This window comes from Methylobacterium brachiatum, assembly GCF_020523825.1.
In the GTDB taxonomy this organism is placed as follows: Bacteria; Pseudomonadota; Alphaproteobacteria; order Rhizobiales; family Beijerinckiaceae; genus Methylobacterium; species Methylobacterium brachiatum.
Genome location: NZ_JAJALK010000012.1, coordinates 64,637 through 80,931, shown reverse-complemented (window position 1 = coordinate 80,931; position 16,295 = coordinate 64,637). Strand labels below are relative to the sequence as shown.

Here is a 16,295-nt window from a genome sequence, read left to right as displayed (position 1 = left end):
GTATCCCCGTTGTTCTCGGTATCGTGTCTCAGTTCAGGTAGGTGCGGATCCAGTTCGGGGAGAGGATCTCGCCTTCCTCGGTGATGATCCAGGGCTGCTTGGCCGGATCGGTCAGGGCGCCGGCGGCGGCGGCGATCGCCTCGCGCAGGGTGCCGTACCGCTCGGGCTGGGCCAGCGGGGTGCTCGCCGGGGCCGTGCGCCAGATCGTGAGATCGGCCGGGCGTTCGAGAGCTTCGGTTTCCATGAGTCCTTATCCTTCCGAACCGTTTGGGACCGTTCAGATCCCCGCCATCCGGTCGAGCCGGCCTGCCGCGGGGATTGAAAGGCTGAGCGTCAATGCAAGCATCTCTGCGGCAGCTTTGCGATCAATTTGGGCATTTAAGGCATCAGCATCTAGTCCTAACGCGCAGGAAAAGGTGCGGTACCGTGTTCCATGTCCAAACCGGTCGTGTCTGATCCGCCGTGAACTTGCGAGAATTGTGGCCATCGATAGATGACCATTCCGTTAGCCAATGCGCAGCGGTATCCGAGGTGCGCCAGGACACGTCAGGAGCACCGCGGCGACCGCCCTGTATCCGTGTTGACGCCCTGATCCTGAACGCGCACTTAAGACCCGCGCCCGCCCCGGGGCCCTGACTGGAGACTCGCCCTTGCCGGACCGTACCGTGCGCATCCTGGCCGCCGCGGTTCTGGTCCTTCTGGCCCTCAACGTCGCGCAGCCCTACCTGCAGCCGCTGCTCTATTCGGCGGACGCGCCGCGGGTGATCGCGGCCCGGGGCGATCTGGCACAGTCCGAGCAGACCACCGTGGCGCTGTTCGAGCGGGCGAGCCCGTCCGTGGTCCACGTCTTCGCCCAGAGCGCCGCCACCGGCCGCGACCTGCTCGACCCGGACGACGAGGGCGGCGAGCAGAGCGGCACCCAGACCGGGACCGGCTTCGTCTGGGACGGCGCCGGCCACGTCGTGACCAACACCCATGTCGTGCAGAACGCCGCGCGATCGGGCGGCTCGGTCTCCGTGCGAATGAGCGACGGCGAAGTCGTGTCCGCGACCCTGGTCGGGCTGGCGCCGTCCTACGACCTGGCGGTCCTCCGGCTCGGGCGCGTGACCAAGATGCCGCCGCCGCTGGCGATCGGGTCGTCGGATGATCTCAAGGTCGGCCAGTCGACCTTCGCGATCGGCAACCCGTTCGGCCTCGACCACACGCTGACCACCGGCGTGATCAGCGCCGTGCGCCGGCGGATGCCGACCAGCGCCGGGCGGGAATTGTCCGGCGTCATCCAGACCGATGCGGCGATCAACCCCGGCAACTCCGGCGGCCCGCTGCTCGATTCCGCCGGCCGGCTGATCGGCGTCAACACCGCGATCGTCTCGCCCTCGGGAGCCAGCGCCGGGATCGGGTTCGCGATCCCCGTCGACGTGGTCAATCGCGTCGTCCCGGAACTGATCCGGGTCGGCCGGGTGCGCAATCCCGGCATCGGCATCATCGCCGCCCAGGAGGCGGCCTCAGCGCGCCTCGGGATCGACGGCGTGGTCGTGCTGCGGGTCCTGCCCGGCTCCCCGGCCGCGCAGGCGGGCTTGCGCGGCCTCGATCCGCAGACCGGCGACATCGGCGACGTGATCGTCGGCGCCAACGACCGGCCGGTCCATCGCCTCGCCGACCTCACGGCGGCAATCGCGGAGGCCGGGCTGGGCGCGCCCGTGACCCTCAAGGTCGAGCGCGACGGCCGGATCCGGGAGATCCGGATCACCACCGCCGAGGTCGCGGAGAACCGCCGGTGAGACGCCTCGCGTTCCTCGCTCTCGCCGGGCTGATCGCCGCCGGCGCCGCGGCCGCCGAGCAGCCGGTGCGCTCGCGCCTCTGCCCGGAGGACCTGCCCGAGGGCGTGCGCCTGCCGCCGCGGCCCGGATGCGACGCGGCGGCGCCCAAGCCGCCCCCGGCCCGGCGCGGCTTCTACGACCTCGGCGGCGGCACGACGGTTCAGATCGGTGGCCGCGTCGGCGCCGAGTTCGGCGCGCGGCGATAATTGATGGTCCTGTTTGCGGTCCTTCTGGCCGGCCTCACGCTCTGGTGGCTCTCGAAGAACGACGACGGCCTCGGCCGCCGGCTCGGACGCGCCTTCGGCAAGGGCCTCGGTGCCCTCGTCGGTACGGTCCGGCCCCAGAAGGTCGGCGGCGTCCTCGCCCTCGCGGCGGCGGGGTTCCTGCTGCTGCACGGGAACTTCGTGCTCGCGGCCCTGCTCGGCCTCGGCGGCATCTGGATGATCGAGGGGCAGGCGGCGATGAACGCGCGCCTGATCCCGCTGCTCAGGCCCTTCGTCGACCGGGGGCGTCGGCACCGGACGGCGCTGATCGACATCCGGGTGCGGGCGGACGGCAGCCTCAGCGAGGGCCGGGTGATCGGCGGGCCCCGGGCCGGGGCCTGGCTTGACGCCTTGACGGTGGCGGTCTTGATCGAGCTGCTCGCGACCTGCCGCCAGAGCGACCCCGAAGGCGCCGCCCTTTTAGAGCCGTATCTCGACCGCCGGGCGCCCGGCTGGCGTGTAGACGCTGAGGGCGATCGTGACCCGCGGCCGGGACGCCCGGCGTATCCAGGGGCGATGACGCAGGAGGAGGCGTACCAGATCCTGGGGCTTCAGCGCGGGGCGACCGCTGAGCAGGTCCGGACGGCCCACAGGTCGCTGATGAAGCTCACCCACCCCGACCAGGGCGGAAGTGCCGAGAGGGCGGCGCGGGTTAACGCGGCCCGAGACAGGCTTTTGAACCGACATCGCTGAACTCCACGCGCGTTGTCAGATACTTACTGATTCGCAGCCGCGGGCAAACACAGCCGCGACTCCGCCGTGTCGGCGCACCCGTCGGGCGCGACGCTGGTTGTTGAGGTGGTTCAGCTGCGGGTCGCGAAGCAGCTGAAGCCGCTGCGCTTCAGGGCCGTGCAGGCATCCTGCGCGGCGTCCTGCTCCGAGAAGCCGGAGAAGCGGGCGCGGTAGAGCGTGGTCCCGCCATGCTCGACCTTGACCGTGTACGGCGCCGCCTTGGACAGGCTGCCCCCGGCCTTGGCGCGCGCCTCGGAGAGCATCGAGCGGGCCTTGGCCTCGTCGTCCATGGCCCCGAGCTGGATCACCCAGGCGGTGGGGACGACACGGGTTCCGGTGATCGCCTTCGGTGGCTCGTCGCGCTCCGAGGACGCCATCCGGGCCACGGTCTTCGACGCGCCGGGGAACGGCGCCTGTGCGCTGCTGGTGCCGGCATAGGCCTGGGCCGCCTTCGGCAGAGCCTGCGGGCCGGGCTTCCAGGTGCCGCCCGGCGTCGTGGTCGCCCGGGAGGGCGTGATGTCCAGGGGCTCGCCGGTGGTGCCGGTTGTCTCGACATCGTCGTCGTCGGCCGAGGCGACCTGCGTGCGGGTGCGCGAGACCGCGTCCGCCACGACCGCCGGCCGGGCGCGCTCGGCGACCTCGGTGACCGGCGGCGCCTGGCGGGCGCCGGCGAAGGCCCGCGGCAGGCTGGAGCGGACGAGGTCGGCCATGATCCGGTCGCGGCTGGCGCCCGACTTGCCGCCGAGCACGATCGCCACGATCTGGCGGCCCTCGGATTTGGCCGCCGTCATCAGGTTGAAGCCGGAATCGCGGGTGTAACCGGTCTTGATCCCGTCCACGCCCTGGACGTTGCCGAGCAGGTGATTGTGGTTGCCGATTACCCGGCCGCGAAACGCGAAGGAGCGGGTCTGGAAGTAGCGGTAATAGTGCGGGAACCGGTCCTGGATCGCCCGGGCCAGGACGGTCAGGTCCCGGGCGGTGGTGAGCTGGTCGGGATCCGGGAGGCCCGACGCATTGGCGTAGCGCGTCCGGCTCATGCCGAGCGCATGCGCCTTGGCGGTCATCATCTGGGCGAAGCGCTCCTCGGAGCCGGCGATGTTCTCGCCGATCGCGCAGGCCACGTCGTTGGCCGACTTGGTGACGATCGCCTTGATCGCGTCCTCGACCGTGATGGTCTGGCCGGGGCGCAGGCCGAGCTTCGAGGGCGCCTGGGCGGCGGCGTGGGCCGAGATGGTCAGGTCGGAATCCAGGGCGAACTTGCCGCGCTCCATCTGCTCGAACAGCATGTAGAGCGTCATGACCTTGGTGATCGAGGCCGGGTGGCGCAGCGCGTCCTCGTTGACCGCGTGCAGCGTCTTCCCGCTCTTCACGTCCACCACCATGGCGGCGTAGGGCGGGTTGTAGCCGCCGCTGGCCGCGTGGTGATGGTGATGCCGCCCGCGCCGGGCCTCGGCCGGGGCGGCCAGGGCGGTCAGGACCGCGGCGGCCGCCAGGGCGGCCGGCAGCGCGGGGATCGTCCGGGAGCGGCCTACAACGCTACGCATCACGCCTGATTGCCTCGCGAGACCGGCTCTGGCCGGTCGTATCTCTGGTGCTGGCCGACGCTGACTGCGTGGCCCCGCTGCATCGTTTGAGAATTAGGCGGGTGCAGTTACAGGCCCGTTAATGCGAACCCCGCGACTTCCGAATCGTGTCGTTCCGGGCGCGGCTTGACGATGGCGGATGCGACGCACAATCTTCGGGCAGACCCGGTTTCGCCGCCGGACTCGGCCGAGTCGGGCCGGCCCGGCGACGGCAAGCTGGAGGCCGGCCATGCAGCGATCCCCCGCCCTCCCCGACACCCACGCGATTCACACGCCGCGGGCCGGTTTTTTTGTGCGGCAAACGTCATCCCACATCGTGCGGGCTGGGCAGGATGCACCCTGGCCGGGATCTCGGTCGCGCCGACGGCGAGGTTGCCCCATCCGTACGATGTCGGATGTGGCGCGGGTCACCTCTCCAGTGCGGGAGAGGGACAGGGTGAGGCGTGCGACCTCTCCGGAAGACCCTGGTCCCTCACCCCAGCCCTCTCCCGCTCGGGAGAGGGGGCACGTCGCGGTCTGCACGAGTCGATGTCTGACGATGGGATCGAGGCAGGGAGAGGAGAGTCCGATCGCCGCCATGGCCGAGTCGGGACATGCCTGACGCCCGCGGCCGGTCCGATCAGGCGAGCCCGTCGCCCTCCCCTTCGCCCGGCGGTGCGAGGGCGATGCGCGTGGCGCAAGCTTTGCGGGGCGGACAAGTGCGCGCAGGCGTCTGGCGAAGTGGCCTCACGATCTGTAGATTAATGTCCACTGGCCCAGACGCCGCTCCCGGCAGGGTTGTGACAGGATCGGTATTGGGGGCCGGCGACGCCCGCTCCAATCGAGGGATCGGTTCGACGCACATGACACAGGTCCCCCTGCAGGGCACCGCGATATCGACGACGCTTCAACGGCCGGCGCGCTTGGCGATCACGGCCTCCGGTTCGCGCGCCCCGGGCGGCGACGACCGGTCCAACACCGCGATCATCACCCGCACCAAGCCGAAGACCAAGAAGCCGAGCCTGTACCGGGTACTCCTTCTGAACGACGACTATACGCCGATGGAATTCGTCGTGCTGGTGGTCGAACGTTTCTTCAACAAGAGCCACGAGGACGCCTACCACATCATGATGCACGTGCATCAGAACGGGGTCGGTGAGTGTGGGGTCTTCACCTACGAGGTGGCGGAGACCAAGGTGACGCAGGTCATGGACTTCGCGCGCAAACACCAACATCCTCTCCAGTGCGTTATGGAAAAGAAATAGGCGCCGTTCGCGGTAGGCACCCACACAGAGGCCAGCTTTGCCAAGCTTCTCACGCAGCCTAGAACAAGCCCTCCACCGAGCCCTGGCGCTCGCTGGCGAGCGACGGCACGAATACGCGACGCTGGAGCATCTCCTGCTCGCCCTTGTGGATGACCAGGATGCGGCCGCTGTCATGCGCGCCTGCAACGTCGAGATCGACACGCTCAAGCGCAGCCTGGTCGATTACGTCGACACCGAGCTCTCGAACCTGACCGGCGACGGACGCCAGGACGCCAAGCCGACGGCCGGCTTCCAGCGCGTGATCCAGCGCGCGGTGATCCATGTCCAGTCCTCGGGCCGCGAGGAGGTTACCGGCGCCAACGTGCTGGTGGCGATCTTCGCCGAGCGCGAGAGCCACGCCGCCTACTTCCTGCAAGAGCAGGACATGACCCGCTACGACGCGGTCAACTACATCAGCCACGGCATCGCCAAGCGCCCCGGCGCGTCCGAAGCGAAGCCCGTGCGCGGTGCCGAGGAGGAAGGCGCCGCCGAGCGTCCGAGCGACGAAGGCGATCCCCGCGGCGGCGCGAAGAAGAAGGGCGACGCGCTGGACGCCTACTGCGTCAACCTCAACAAGAAGGCGCGCGACGGCAAGATCGACCCGCTGATCGGCCGCCATTCCGAGGTCGAGCGCACGATCCAGGTGCTCTGCCGCCGCCAGAAGAATAACCCGTTGCTGGTGGGCGACCCCGGCGTCGGCAAGACCGCGATCGCGGAAGGGCTCGCCCGCAAGATCATCCAGCACGAGGTGCCGGAGGTCCTGGCGGACGCCACCGTGTTCTCCCTCGACATGGGCACGCTGCTGGCCGGCACCCGCTACCGGGGCGACTTCGAGGAGCGCCTCAAACAGGTCATGAAGGAGATCGAGGCGCACCCGAACGCGATCATGTTCATCGACGAGATCCACACGGTGATCGGCGCCGGTGCGACCTCGGGCGGCGCCATGGACGCGTCGAACCTGCTCAAGCCGGCGCTGGCCTCGGGCACCCTGCGCTGCATCGGCTCGACCACCTACAAGGAGTACCGCCAGTACTTCGAGAAGGACCGCGCCCTGGTGCGCCGGTTCCAGAAGATCGACGTCAACGAGCCGTCGATCCCGGACACGATCGAGATCGTGAAGGGCCTGCGCCCGTATTTCGAGGAGTTCCACAAGCTCAAGTACACGACCGAGGCCGTGAAGGCCGCGGTGGAGCTGTCGGCCCGCTACATCAACGACCGCAAGCTGCCCGACAAGGCGATCGACGTGATCGACGAGACCGGCGCCTCGCAGATGCTGGTGCCGGAGGCGCGCCGCAAGCGCACCATCGGGATCAAGGAGATTGAGGCGACCATCGCCACGATGGCCCGCATCCCCCCCAAGACCGTCTCGAAGGACGACGCGGTGGTGCTCCAGCACCTCACCGAGAACCTGAAGCGGGTGGTCTACGGCCAGCCGAGCGCCATCGAGGCGCTGACCTCGGCGATCAAGCTGGCGCGCGCCGGCCTGCGCGACCCGGACAAGCCGATCGGCTCGTACCTGTTCGCGGGGCCGACCGGCGTCGGCAAGACCGAGGCCGCCAAGCAGCTCGCCGCGTCGCTGGGCGTCGAGATGCTGCGGTTCGACATGTCGGAATACATGGAACGCCACACGGTCAGCCGCCTGATCGGCGCGCCCCCCGGCTATGTCGGCTTCGACCAGGGCGGCCTGCTCACCGACGGGATCGACCAGCATCCGCATTGCGTGCTGCTGCTCGACGAGATCGAGAAGGCCCACCCGGACCTGTTCAACATCCTGTTGCAGGTGATGGACCACGGCAAGCTCACCGACCACAACGGCAAGCAGGTCGATTTCCGCAACGTCATCATCATCATGACGTCGAATGCGGGCGCCTCGGACCTGGCGAAGTCGGCCTACGGCTTCACCCAGGCCAAGCGGACGGGCGACGACGTCGAGGCGATCAACCGGCTGTTCGCGCCGGAATTCCGCAACCGCCTCGACGCGATCATCTCGTTCGGCCACCTGCCGAAGGACGTTGTGGCCAAGGTCGTCGACAAGTTCGTCCTCCAGCTCGAGGCGCAGCTCGCCGACCGCAACGTCACGATCGAGCTCTCGGACGAGGCTCGGGCCTGGCTGGTGGAGCATGGCTACGACGACGCGATGGGCGCCCGCCCGATGGCGCGGCTGATCCAGTCGACCATCAAGACGCCGCTCGCCGACGAGGTCCTGTTCGGCAAGCTCAAGGATGGCGGTGCCGTCCGGGTGGTGGTGCGCAAGCCCGAGGACGAGGAGGCCAAGGCCGGCGCCAAGGACAGCCTCGGCTTCGACTTCCCGGCCGGACCGGTCACGCCGAAGCCGGAGGCGGACGTCACCAACGCGGCCAAGCGGCACAAGCGGGCCAAGCCCCGCGCGGCCACGCGCAAGAAGACGCCGAAGGACGACAAGGGCGGCGGGGGTGGTGGCGGCTCGGGCGGCGGCGTCCGCACCGTGCCGAAGGTGCCACTCGTCCGCGCATAAGGGCGCGCACGCCGGCCGGCAGGCTTCCGGACAACGGCCTGCCGGTCTATGACCGCCGCGACGCGAACGCGCCGCGGTGAGGGGGCGCCTGATGACAGAAGACCTGCACGAGGGGCCTCTATCCCCCGTCACGCATCCTGCGCCTGCCCAGAAGCTGACCCGGCGCGAGGAGCGCCGTCGGCGCCGCCAACGGCGTCGCCGCGGTGAGGAGGTTCTGGCCTGGGTGCTGGTGCCGCTGATCTGCGTCGGGATCTATCTCGGCGTGAATGCCGGCTTCGACTTCTTCGGGACCTCGCCGGGCCAGGTCTGGGACCAGCTGATGCAGGTCAAGACCATGATGGAGAAGCGCTCCGGTACGCAGGGCGCGCGCGGCTAGCGCCTCCGGGATCGGCGCGGGCGGCCCGCCCGCCCTGGGACGAGTCCCGGTCAAAAACAGCATCCGAGCGGGTACGCCATGAGTCCGACCCGACGCACGATCCTGGCCTCGGCGGTTCTGGCGGCACCGGCCCTGCGGGCGGCGGCGCGGGGCGGAGCCGTGGTCGTCATCGGGGCCGGCGCGGCCGGGTTGGCGGCGGCATCGGCGCTGCGGGCGGCCGGACAGGATTTCCTGCTGATCGAGGCGCGGGACCGGATCGGCGGCCGCGCCTTCACCGATCGGTCGCTCGGCCCGGATTGCCGCTTCGATGCCGGTGCCGAGTACATCCACTGGGCCGAGCGCAATCCCTGGGCGCCGGTGGCGCGGGCTGCCGGCGTGCGCTTCGCGCAGGAAGGCGGCTGGGCGCGCACGCTGACCATCGATGGAAGGCCGGCGACCGAGGCCGAGAATGCCAGCCGGCGCGCTGGCTTCTCCGGGCTCGACGCCCTGCTGGCGCCGAAGGGCGGCGACACCTCGCTGGCCGAGGCGGCCCGGGCCGGCGGCCCGAACGCCGAGCTGGCGGCGGCCGGGCTGAGCCGACTGTCGCTCGGCGAGGATCCCGAGCGGGTCTCGGCGGTGGATTACGATCGGCTCTGGTCCGGCACCGACCTCTGGGTCGACGGCTACGGCGACCTCGTGGCGCGGCACTTCGCCGATCTGCCGGTGCGGCTCGGCTGTCCGGTCCGGGCGATCGACTGGTCGGACAGGATCGTCCGGATCGAGACCGCGGACGGCACCCTCGCGGCGGCGGCCGTGATCGTCACGGTGCCGGTGGGGGTGCTGAAAGCCGGTGCGATCAGGTTCACGCCGCGCCTGCCCGATCCCGCGGAGGCGGCGCTGGATGGCCTCCATATGGGCGCCTACACCAAGATCGGTCTGCGCCTCGACCCCACGAAGGTCGACCCGGCGGCCCTGGGTGACGCGGTGTCGGTGATCACCGGCGGCCCGACGCTGTATTTCGAGATGGGCCCGTTCGGCCGCGCCATCGCGGTGGCCAATCTCGGCGGCGACCTCGCCCGGGACCTGTGCCGGGCGGGCGAACCCGCCGCCATCGCCCTCGCCACCGAGCGGCTCGGTTCGATCCTGGGGTCGAAGGCGCAGGGTGCGGTCCAGGCCGGACGGCTCGCCGGCTGGTGGACGGATCCCCATGCCCGCGGCTCGTATTCGATCGTCGCGCCCGGCCACGCGGAGGCCCGTGACCGCCTGCGCGATCCGGTCGGCGAGCGGGTGTTCGTCGCCGGCGAGGCCCTGGCCGGCGGCGGTGCGATGACGGTGGGCGGCGCCACCCTCGACGGCGCGCGTGCGGCGCGCGACGTGTTGAAGGTGCTGGGCGCCTAGTCCCGCTTACGGATCGCCGCCACCGCCAGGGGCGCGTCCCGGCCCCGCAGCGAATGGGCGCCGAGATCCTCGGCGATCAGGTCGGGCGGCAGAGGGCCGATCCGGTTGAGGAGATCGGCCGAGACGAGGACGTGCACGCCGAGGCTCTTCGACAGGCTCTCCAGCCGGGCGGTGGTGTTCACGACATCGCCGAAATACGCGATCTTGTGACGCTCGAGCCCGACCTCGGCCGTGACCACCGACCCGCAATGCAGGGCGGCGCGGAATTCCGGGACCTGCCCGAAGCGCTGGGTCCAGGCCTCGGATTCGTCGGCGAGCCGGGCGGCGAAATCGAAGACGCAGCGCAGGCAGGCCGCATCCCGGATGCCCCGCTCGATCGTCCAGGTGACCAGGGCCATGTCGCCGATATAATCGTCGATCGAGCCCCGCGCGTGCGAGACCGGCAGCGCCAGGGCGTTGAACACCTGCCCGAGATAGGCCTGCGCGGCCCGGTCGCCGTGGCGGTCGGCGAAGCGGGTCGAGCCGGTCACGTCGAGGAACAGGAAGATCCGCTCCTCGCTGATCGGACGATGGTAGCGGCCGATCAGCAGGTTGGCGAAGACGCCCGGGCCGATCAGGTCGCGCACGCGGAACACGAAAACCACCAGGGCCGAGATCGCGAGCGCGTAGAGCAGGCCCGATTGCGACATCAGCATCGCGTTCCGCTCGCTGTACATGAAGCGGAACAGGCGGTTCAGCACTGTGCTCGCGAGCGCGTTGCCGACGACAATCATCGCGATGTAGAGCGCCACGGTAGCGAGCAGGAACAGCGGCGTCGCGAGATGGCGCACCCGCTCGCGCATCCGCGGCCACAGGAGCCGGCGCTCGTAGAGCAGGATCGGCGTGCCGATGATCGCGCCGCGGATCGCCGAGCCGAGCAGCGGACCGACCGGAAAGATCGATCCGTAGAGCAGGCCGGCCAGGGCGCCGAGCCCCGGGGCCACGAGATAGAACCAGCGTGGGCTGAAACGCATCCGGGCGTCCTCACCCCACGCGCCGGTTCGCGGCGCCGATGTCAGTCTTGCCGGAGCGCGTGGACCGAGAACAACCCCTCCGGGTCGGTCCAGACCTGGACCCAGGTCCAGCCGGCCCGCTCCACGAGAGCCCGGAAGGTCTCGACCGTGTACTTGTAGCTGCTCTCGGTGTGGATCGTCTCGCCGGCCGCGAACGAGAAGGTCTCGGACCCGATCGCCACCTCCTGCGCGCCGTCCGAGACCAGATGCATCTCGATCCGCGATGCGTCCGCGTTGAACACGGCGCGATGGGAGAAGGCGCCGAGGTCGAAGCGTCCGGCGAGTTCCCTGTTGATCCGGGTCAACAGGTTGAGGTTGAAGGCCGCGGTGACGCCCGCGGCATCGTCGTAGGCCCGCTCCAGGATCGCGGCATCCTTCACGAGGTCGACGCCCACGATCATGTGCGCCCCCTCCCCGAGGATCCGCCCGAACCGCCGCAGCAGCTCCTCGGCCTCGCTCGGCTCGAAATTCCCGATGGTCGAGCCCGGGAAGAAGCCGGCCCGGGGCATGCCGGCGAGGCTCTCGGGCAGATCGAAGTCACGGGTGAAATCGGCCACCACCGGCTCGACCCGGAGATGGGGAAAATCGCCGCTCAGCACCTCCGCCTGGGACCGCAGGAACTCGCCGGAGACGTCCACCGGCACGTAGGCGGCGAGCTTGTCCAGGTGGCGCAGCAGGCGCCGCAGCTTGTTGGTCGAGCCGCTGCCGAATTCGACCAGCGCGGCCCGGGCCGGCAGCAGGGCGGCCATCTCCGGGCCGCTGCGATCGAGGATGCCGATCTCGGTGCGGGTCGGGTAATATTCCGGCAGCCGCGTGATCGCCTCGAACAGATCGGACCCGGCGGAATCGTAGAAATATTTCGGCGACAGCGCCTTTTGCGTCTTCGCGAGGCCGTCCTGCACGTCGGCGAGGAAGGCGAGTTCGGGTGTGTCCAGGGCGACCGGAGTCGCGTCGGAAAAGCTGGGCTTGACGGTCAAGGGAGGCTCCGGGCGCGTCAGGCGGCGTCGGCGAGGCGCAGGCCGGTGAACTGCCAGCGCTGATGCGGATAGAAGAAGTTGCGGTAGGGCAGCCTCGCATGGCCCTCGGGCGTGGCGACGGACGAGCCGCGCAGAACGAACTGGCTGACCATGAACTTGCCGTTGTACTCGCCCAGGGCCCCCGGCAACGGCCGGTAGCCCGGATAGGCCGCGTAGGCGCTGCGGGTCCATTGCCAGACGAGGCCGAACGCGTCCGGCAGGGCACCGTCCCGGGCCGCGACCTCCCATTCGAACTCGGTCGGCAGGGTCCGGCCGGCCCAGCGGGCATAGGCGTCCGCTTCGTAGTAGCTGATGTGGGTGACCGGCGCGTCGAGCTCCACGGGCCGGATGCCGCCGAGGGTCATCGTCGCCCAGCCCTCCCCGTCCCGGCGCCAATAGCCCGGCGCCTCCCAGCCCTCGGCCTGGCCGGCATACCAGCCGTCCGAGAGCCACAGCTCGGGCTTGGCGTAGCCCCCGGCCTCCATGAAGGCGAGCCATTCGCGGTTGGTCACCAGCGCCTTGTCGATCCGGCCCGGCAGGATCAGCGCCTCGTGGCGGGGCGACTCGTTGTCGAACGAGAAGCCGTCGCCCTCGTGCCCGATCCAGGCGATGCCGCGGGGGAGCTGGGCCTGGCCGCCCTGCCCCGAAGCCGCCGGAAAGCGCCACGCGGACTCGTAGACGGGCCCGAGCGGGTTCTGCGCGAAGGCGTGCAGGATGTCGGTGAGCAGGAGCTCCTGGTGCTGCTGCTCGTGATAGAGCCCGATCTCCAGGATCGGCAGGACCGCCTCCAGGGCGCTCTCCGCGGCCTGGCCGAGCAGCGATTCGACCGCCCGGTCGACATGCGCCCGGTAGGCGCTCACTTCGGCCATGGTGGGGCGGGTGATCATGCCCCGCTGGATGCGCGGCTGCCGCGGCCCGGCCGCCACGTAATACGAATTGAACAGGTAGTGCAGGCGCTCGTCGTAGATGGCGTAGCCCGGCAGGTGCTCGCGCAGCAGGAACTGCTCGAAGAACCACGTCACATGCGCCCGGTGCCACTTGGTCGGGCTGGCATCGGCCATCGACTGGACCTGCTGGTCCTCCGCGGAGAGCGGCGCGGCGCGACGCTCGGTCTCGCTGCGGACATGCCGGTAGGCGGCGATCCAGGCGGCCCGGTCGACCGGCCGGGCCGTCACGGGGGGCGGCGGGAACGCCGCTGCAGTTTGCGCGCGCGTGTCGCCGGAGCGGAGTGCCGCCGTCGCTGCCATGCGGATCTTCCCCTATTGATGCGTCTCCTGGAACCGTCTTGTCGGCGCCAGGCTTGGTCGCAGAAGATATGTCCCTGCCGAGGTCAGACAACCTCCGCTGGCGAATCCGCCTGCGCTCGGGCTCACCGGCCCCTTCGCAGGCGCGGGTCCGGAGGTTAACGGGGAGAACGAAAGGTCGCGGGTCTTTCTTGCGCCGTAGTGAGGAGGCCTTAACCCTCGGCACCGAGATTCGAGGCGCTGAGTGCGGAGTCCAGAATTTCCATGCGGATCGATCTGATGGCCGGGGCCACCCTGTCCGCCGCGGCATTCCACGTTTCGCCCGAGCCGACCATCCTGGTCTTCGACTCGGGGCTCGGCGGCCTCACCGTCCTGGATGCCGTGCGCCGGGCCCGCCCCGATGGGCGCTACGTCTACGCCGCCGACGACGCCGCCTTCCCGTATGGCCGGCTCGCCGAGGCCGCCCTGGTCGCCCGGGTGCTGGCCGTGATGGAGCGGCTTCTCGAGACGCACCGGCCCGACCTCGTCGTGATCGCCTGCAACACCGCCTCGACCCTGGTCCTGCCGGCCCTGCGCCAGCGCTTCGCGACGCCGTTCGTCGGCGTGGTGCCGCCGATCAAGCCGGCCGCCGCGGCGACGCGCTCGGGCCTGATCTCCCTGCTGGCCACCCCCGGCACGGTGGCGCGCTCCTACACCCACGACCTGATCGCGACCTATGCCGGGTCCTGCGCGGTCACCCTGGTCGGCTCGCCGAACCTCGCCGGCTTTGCCGAGGCCGAGCTCGCCGGCACGCCGATCGACGACGCGGCCCTGGCGGCCGAGATCGCCCCCTGCTTCGTCACCGATCCCGACGGACGGCGCACCGACGTGGTCTGCCTCGCCTGCACCCATTATCCGCTGCTGCTGGCGCGCCTCGAAGCCCTCGCGCCCTGGCCGGTGGCCTGGATCGACCCGGCTCCGGCCATCGCCCGCCGCGTCGTCCAGCTGATCGGCCCGGCCCGGCGGAACGCGGACCATGACGGATCCGTGCACGGCGCCTTCACGGCCGGCATCTCGCTGTCCGCACCGCTGCGCGCATCCCTGGCCGCCCGGGGGATCGGCGAGATCGCCGTCGAGGCGATGCCGCTCACGATGCAGTAGCCGGTCGCGGACCGGTTGCCGGCGGCTCGATCCTGCCTGTTCGGCGCGCGAAATCAATAATCCGCTCTTGCATAATCTGCTGACACGGTCTTTGATCGGTTCGGCTGAGCGGCTGTATTGATTTCGGGGGAGTCGTATGGCTCTGCGAACGGCGCTGCTTGTGGCAACACTGATGGGCATCGCGCAGCCGCCCGGCTCAGCTCTGGCCTGCGGCGACGGCGAGGCCCCGACCGCCTGCGATGACCCGAGCCCGAACGGTTTCGCGTCCTGGATGCTCGGGCGCGTCGCCCAGGCGCTGCGGGCCGACCCGGCCGGGGCGTTGGCCGACTTCACCGCGGGGACGCGCGGCTTCCGCACCGCCGACACCTACGTGTTCTGTGTCGGGCCGGACGGGATCATGACCGCCCATCCCAGCCCGATCCTGAAGGGTCACGACGTCCGCGACCTGCACGACAGGACCGGCAACCACTTCATCCAGACCATGCTCGGGACGGCCAAGCCCGGTCAGATCGCGGTGATCCATTACCTGTTCCCGAAGCCGGGCAGCACGGTCGAGGAGCCGAAGACCACCTATTACACCAGGGCCGGCGACCAGATGTGCGCGGTGGGCGTCTACGATACCGATCAGGCGGCGCCCGCGGCGGCGACGCCGGATGGCCGGGTCGCCCAGCTGCGGCAGACGCTCGATGAAAAGATCCCGAGCCAGGCACGGGCGGACTGGATCGCCTTCCTGGAAGCGCTCAACGCGCAGGGCGATGCGAAGGCGGCGGCCATCGCGCAGGCGCGGCGCGATATCCGGGCCGCCACGGCCGCCCTGGATTCCGCGGGCCTGCGAACGGCGGGAGCCGAGTAGGCGGCCGGATCCGGACGGCCACGCGTGGCCCTGGCGCAGCTCCTGCCGCTGACGGAGGCGGCGACCTTCACCGCCGGCTGCATGGTGCTGCGCTCGGCGCAGATCGATCCCGAGCGCGTCGCGAACGTCCTGCTCCCCGCAGCCGCCATCCTGGCGGCCATCCTGCTGATCGGGCTGACGCCGACGGAGTTCGCCGACGCCGTGTTCTCCCTGGACCCGGGCGCGTTATGGCCGCCGCTCCCCTGACGGGCGGCGCGGGCGGTGCCGGGGGCCGGCTACCGGATGGTCGTGACGGTGCCGCCCGCCTGGCCGGCGGCTTCGGCCTCGGCCGGCACGATCAGGTGGACGAACAGCATCCCGGCGGCGACGATCAGCGCGAGCGCCAGGATCCGCCACAGCTCCATGATCGGCTCTTGGGTCGTGGTCTCGGTCTCGCGCGGCATCGCTTGCGTATCCCTGTTTCGCGGTCGGTCCTGCGGACTGGGCCTCGGCCCGTCGAAGAAAGCACGGTTCGCCGGAGGTCTTGAGCGGCTTCCAACCGCTTCAGGGGACACCTGCAAGATGAACGCTTCGTAAATCATACAACCCGCATTGCCGATGCGCGTCGGGCGTCCGTCTCCGAGATGCGCCGGCTTCCGGTACCCGGTGGCTGCTCAATATGATCGGAACACCCGGCCATGCACGATCCATCAGGCGAGGCCGACGGATACTGATGAATGTGCAAAATAATCCGCGTTGCCCAGGTTTTGCCGCAATTTAGATCAGACATCATGCCTATAAGAGGATAGAGCGATCGGGAGAGCCAGATGTTCGAGAGTCTCTTCTGGGGTGCCGCGATCATCGCTCTGGTCGGATCGGCCGCGCTGGTCGCGATCGGAGCCGCCGTGCAACCGCGGATCATCCAGAAGGATGATTTGGCATCCGGCATCCTGGACCCGCGCAGGCGGTTCGGGCGCAAGCGGCGCTGGCGCCGCCCATCCCGCGTCGCGCAGCGCCTCGGCTCACTCCCGCTGCGGTAGGCGGTGCGCTCTGCGGCATCGAACAGTGAACCTGCCTGCACGA

The 16,295-nt window shown here is 70.0% G+C and carries 17 protein-coding genes; 11 read left to right on the top strand and 6 right to left on the bottom strand.

Annotated elements, in window-relative coordinates; translation table 11 throughout:
• Positions 1-28 precede the first annotated feature (28 nt).
• Positions 29-244: a hypothetical protein gene (locus LGR69_RS23035; RefSeq protein ID WP_007569315.1), complete on the bottom strand. Its 216-nt coding sequence runs from the start codon at positions 242-244 to the stop codon at positions 29-31.
• A gap of 406 nt (positions 245-650) precedes the next feature.
• Between LGR69_RS23035 and LGR69_RS23030 the strand changes: the two genes are divergently transcribed.
• Genes LGR69_RS23030 through LGR69_RS23020 form a run of 3 tightly spaced genes read left to right on the top strand, consistent with a single transcriptional unit; the run spans position 651 to position 2,776 of the window.
• Positions 651-1,781 carry a S1C family serine protease gene (locus tag LGR69_RS23030; RefSeq protein ID WP_230367455.1) on the top strand — a complete coding sequence of 377 codons (1,131 nt, stop codon included), beginning with the start codon at positions 651-653 and terminating at the stop codon, positions 1,779-1,781.
• Positions 1,778-2,026: a hypothetical protein gene (locus tag LGR69_RS23025; protein ID WP_230367454.1), complete on the top strand. Its 249-nt coding sequence runs from the start codon at positions 1,778-1,780 to the stop codon at positions 2,024-2,026. The genes LGR69_RS23030 and LGR69_RS23025 overlap by 4 nt, the downstream gene beginning before the upstream one ends.
• A gap of 3 nt (positions 2,027-2,029) precedes the next feature.
• Positions 2,030-2,776 (top strand): J domain-containing protein, encoded by a 747-nt coding sequence (locus tag LGR69_RS23020; protein ID WP_230367453.1) that lies wholly within the window; start codon positions 2,030-2,032, stop codon positions 2,774-2,776.
• A gap of 110 nt (positions 2,777-2,886) precedes the next feature.
• Here the strand turns inward: LGR69_RS23020 and LGR69_RS23015 are convergent, their stop codons facing one another.
• Positions 2,887-4,359, bottom strand: a complete 1,473-nt coding sequence (locus LGR69_RS23015; protein WP_007569308.1) for an SPOR domain-containing protein — start codon at positions 4,357-4,359, stop codon at positions 2,887-2,889.
• Positions 4,360-5,240: 881 nt separating this feature from the next.
• On the opposite strand from LGR69_RS23015, the gene clpS reads away from it, so the two are divergent.
• The 4 genes from clpS (at position 5,241) to LGR69_RS22995 (ending at position 9,928) form a co-directional block, all read left to right on the top strand.
• Entirely contained in the window at positions 5,241-5,642 is a 402-nt protein-coding gene (gene clpS / locus LGR69_RS23010; protein WP_007566913.1) for an ATP-dependent Clp protease adapter ClpS, read from the top strand.
• Positions 5,643-5,679: 37 nt separating this feature from the next.
• Positions 5,680-8,175, top strand: a complete 2,496-nt coding sequence (clpA, locus tag LGR69_RS23005) for an ATP-dependent Clp protease ATP-binding subunit ClpA (protein WP_230367452.1) — start codon at positions 5,680-5,682, stop codon at positions 8,173-8,175.
• A gap of 91 nt (positions 8,176-8,266) precedes the next feature.
• Positions 8,267-8,551, top strand: a complete 285-nt coding sequence (locus LGR69_RS23000) for a hypothetical protein (RefSeq protein WP_007566909.1) — start codon at positions 8,267-8,269, stop codon at positions 8,549-8,551.
• A 78-nt stretch (positions 8,552-8,629) separates the two neighbouring features.
• Positions 8,630-9,928: a flavin monoamine oxidase family protein gene (locus tag LGR69_RS22995; RefSeq protein ID WP_230367451.1), complete on the top strand. Its 1,299-nt coding sequence runs from the start codon at positions 8,630-8,632 to the stop codon at positions 9,926-9,928.
• On the opposite strand, the gene LGR69_RS22990 is transcribed toward LGR69_RS22995, so the two are convergent.
• Genes LGR69_RS22990 through egtB form a run of 3 tightly spaced genes read right to left on the bottom strand, consistent with a single transcriptional unit; the run spans position 9,925 to position 13,243 of the window.
• Positions 9,925-10,941, bottom strand: coding sequence for an adenylate/guanylate cyclase domain-containing protein (locus LGR69_RS22990; protein ID WP_230367450.1), 1,017 nt, complete (start codon positions 10,939-10,941; stop codon positions 9,925-9,927). The genes LGR69_RS22995 and LGR69_RS22990 overlap by 4 nt on opposite strands.
• A gap of 41 nt (positions 10,942-10,982) precedes the next feature.
• A complete protein-coding gene (gene egtD / locus LGR69_RS22985; RefSeq protein ID WP_230367449.1) occupies positions 10,983-11,957 on the bottom strand; it encodes an L-histidine N(alpha)-methyltransferase in 975 nt (324 codons plus the stop codon).
• Positions 11,958-11,974: 17 nt separating this feature from the next.
• Positions 11,975-13,243 carry an ergothioneine biosynthesis protein EgtB gene (gene egtB / locus LGR69_RS22980; protein ID WP_007566902.1) on the bottom strand — a complete coding sequence of 423 codons (1,269 nt, stop codon included), beginning with the start codon at positions 13,241-13,243 and terminating at the stop codon, positions 11,975-11,977.
• A gap of 261 nt (positions 13,244-13,504) precedes the next feature.
• On the opposite strand from egtB, the gene murI reads away from it, so the two are divergent.
• The 3 genes from murI (at position 13,505) to LGR69_RS22965 (ending at position 15,479) form a co-directional block, all read left to right on the top strand.
• Entirely contained in the window at positions 13,505-14,380 is an 876-nt protein-coding gene (murI, locus tag LGR69_RS22975; RefSeq protein WP_230367448.1) for a glutamate racemase, read from the top strand.
• Between the two features lie 136 nt (positions 14,381-14,516).
• Positions 14,517-15,233, top strand: a complete 717-nt coding sequence (locus tag LGR69_RS22970) for a cache domain-containing protein (RefSeq protein WP_230367447.1) — start codon at positions 14,517-14,519, stop codon at positions 15,231-15,233.
• Positions 15,234-15,257: 24 nt separating this feature from the next.
• The gene (locus LGR69_RS22965; protein ID WP_230367446.1) at positions 15,258-15,479 is read left to right on the top strand and encodes a hypothetical protein; all 222 of its coding nucleotides are present in this window, start codon (positions 15,258-15,260) and stop codon (positions 15,477-15,479) included.
• A gap of 29 nt (positions 15,480-15,508) precedes the next feature.
• Here LGR69_RS22965 and LGR69_RS22960 read toward each other — a convergent pair whose 3' ends face one another.
• The gene (locus LGR69_RS22960; RefSeq protein WP_007566894.1) at positions 15,509-15,676 is read right to left on the bottom strand and encodes a hypothetical protein; all 168 of its coding nucleotides are present in this window, start codon (positions 15,674-15,676) and stop codon (positions 15,509-15,511) included.
• Positions 15,677-16,039: 363 nt separating this feature from the next.
• Between LGR69_RS22960 and LGR69_RS22955 the strand changes: the two genes are divergently transcribed.
• Positions 16,040-16,252, top strand: a complete 213-nt coding sequence (locus LGR69_RS22955) for a hypothetical protein (protein ID WP_007566892.1) — start codon at positions 16,040-16,042, stop codon at positions 16,250-16,252.
• Positions 16,253-16,295: the final 43 nt, after the last annotated feature.

Coding starts and splice junctions, on each gene's coding strand:
- LGR69_RS23035 (WP_007569315.1), bottom strand. CDS start 244: ATGGAAACCGAAGCTCTCGAACGCCCGGCCGATCTCACGATCTGGCGC.
- LGR69_RS23020 (WP_230367453.1), top strand. CDS start 2,030: ATGGTCCTGTTTGCGGTCCTTCTGGCCGGCCTCACGCTCTGGTGGCTC.
- LGR69_RS23015 (WP_007569308.1), bottom strand. CDS start 4,359: ATGCGTAGCGTTGTAGGCCGCTCCCGGACGATCCCCGCGCTGCCGGCC.
- clpS (WP_007566913.1), top strand. CDS start 5,241: ATGACACAGGTCCCCCTGCAGGGCACCGCGATATCGACGACGCTTCAA.
- LGR69_RS23000 (WP_007566909.1), top strand. CDS start 8,267: ATGACAGAAGACCTGCACGAGGGGCCTCTATCCCCCGTCACGCATCCT.
- LGR69_RS22995 (WP_230367451.1), top strand. CDS start 8,630: ATGAGTCCGACCCGACGCACGATCCTGGCCTCGGCGGTTCTGGCGGCA.
- LGR69_RS22990 (WP_230367450.1), bottom strand. CDS start 10,941: ATGCGTTTCAGCCCACGCTGGTTCTATCTCGTGGCCCCGGGGCTCGGC.
- egtB (WP_007566902.1), bottom strand. CDS start 13,243: ATGGCAGCGACGGCGGCACTCCGCTCCGGCGACACGCGCGCGCAAACT.
- murI (WP_230367448.1), top strand. CDS start 13,505: ATGCGGATCGATCTGATGGCCGGGGCCACCCTGTCCGCCGCGGCATTC.
- LGR69_RS22970 (WP_230367447.1), top strand. CDS start 14,517: ATGGCTCTGCGAACGGCGCTGCTTGTGGCAACACTGATGGGCATCGCG.
- LGR69_RS22960 (WP_007566894.1), bottom strand. CDS start 15,676: ATGCCGCGCGAGACCGAGACCACGACCCAAGAGCCGATCATGGAGCTG.
- LGR69_RS22955 (WP_007566892.1), top strand. CDS start 16,040: ATGTTCGAGAGTCTCTTCTGGGGTGCCGCGATCATCGCTCTGGTCGGA.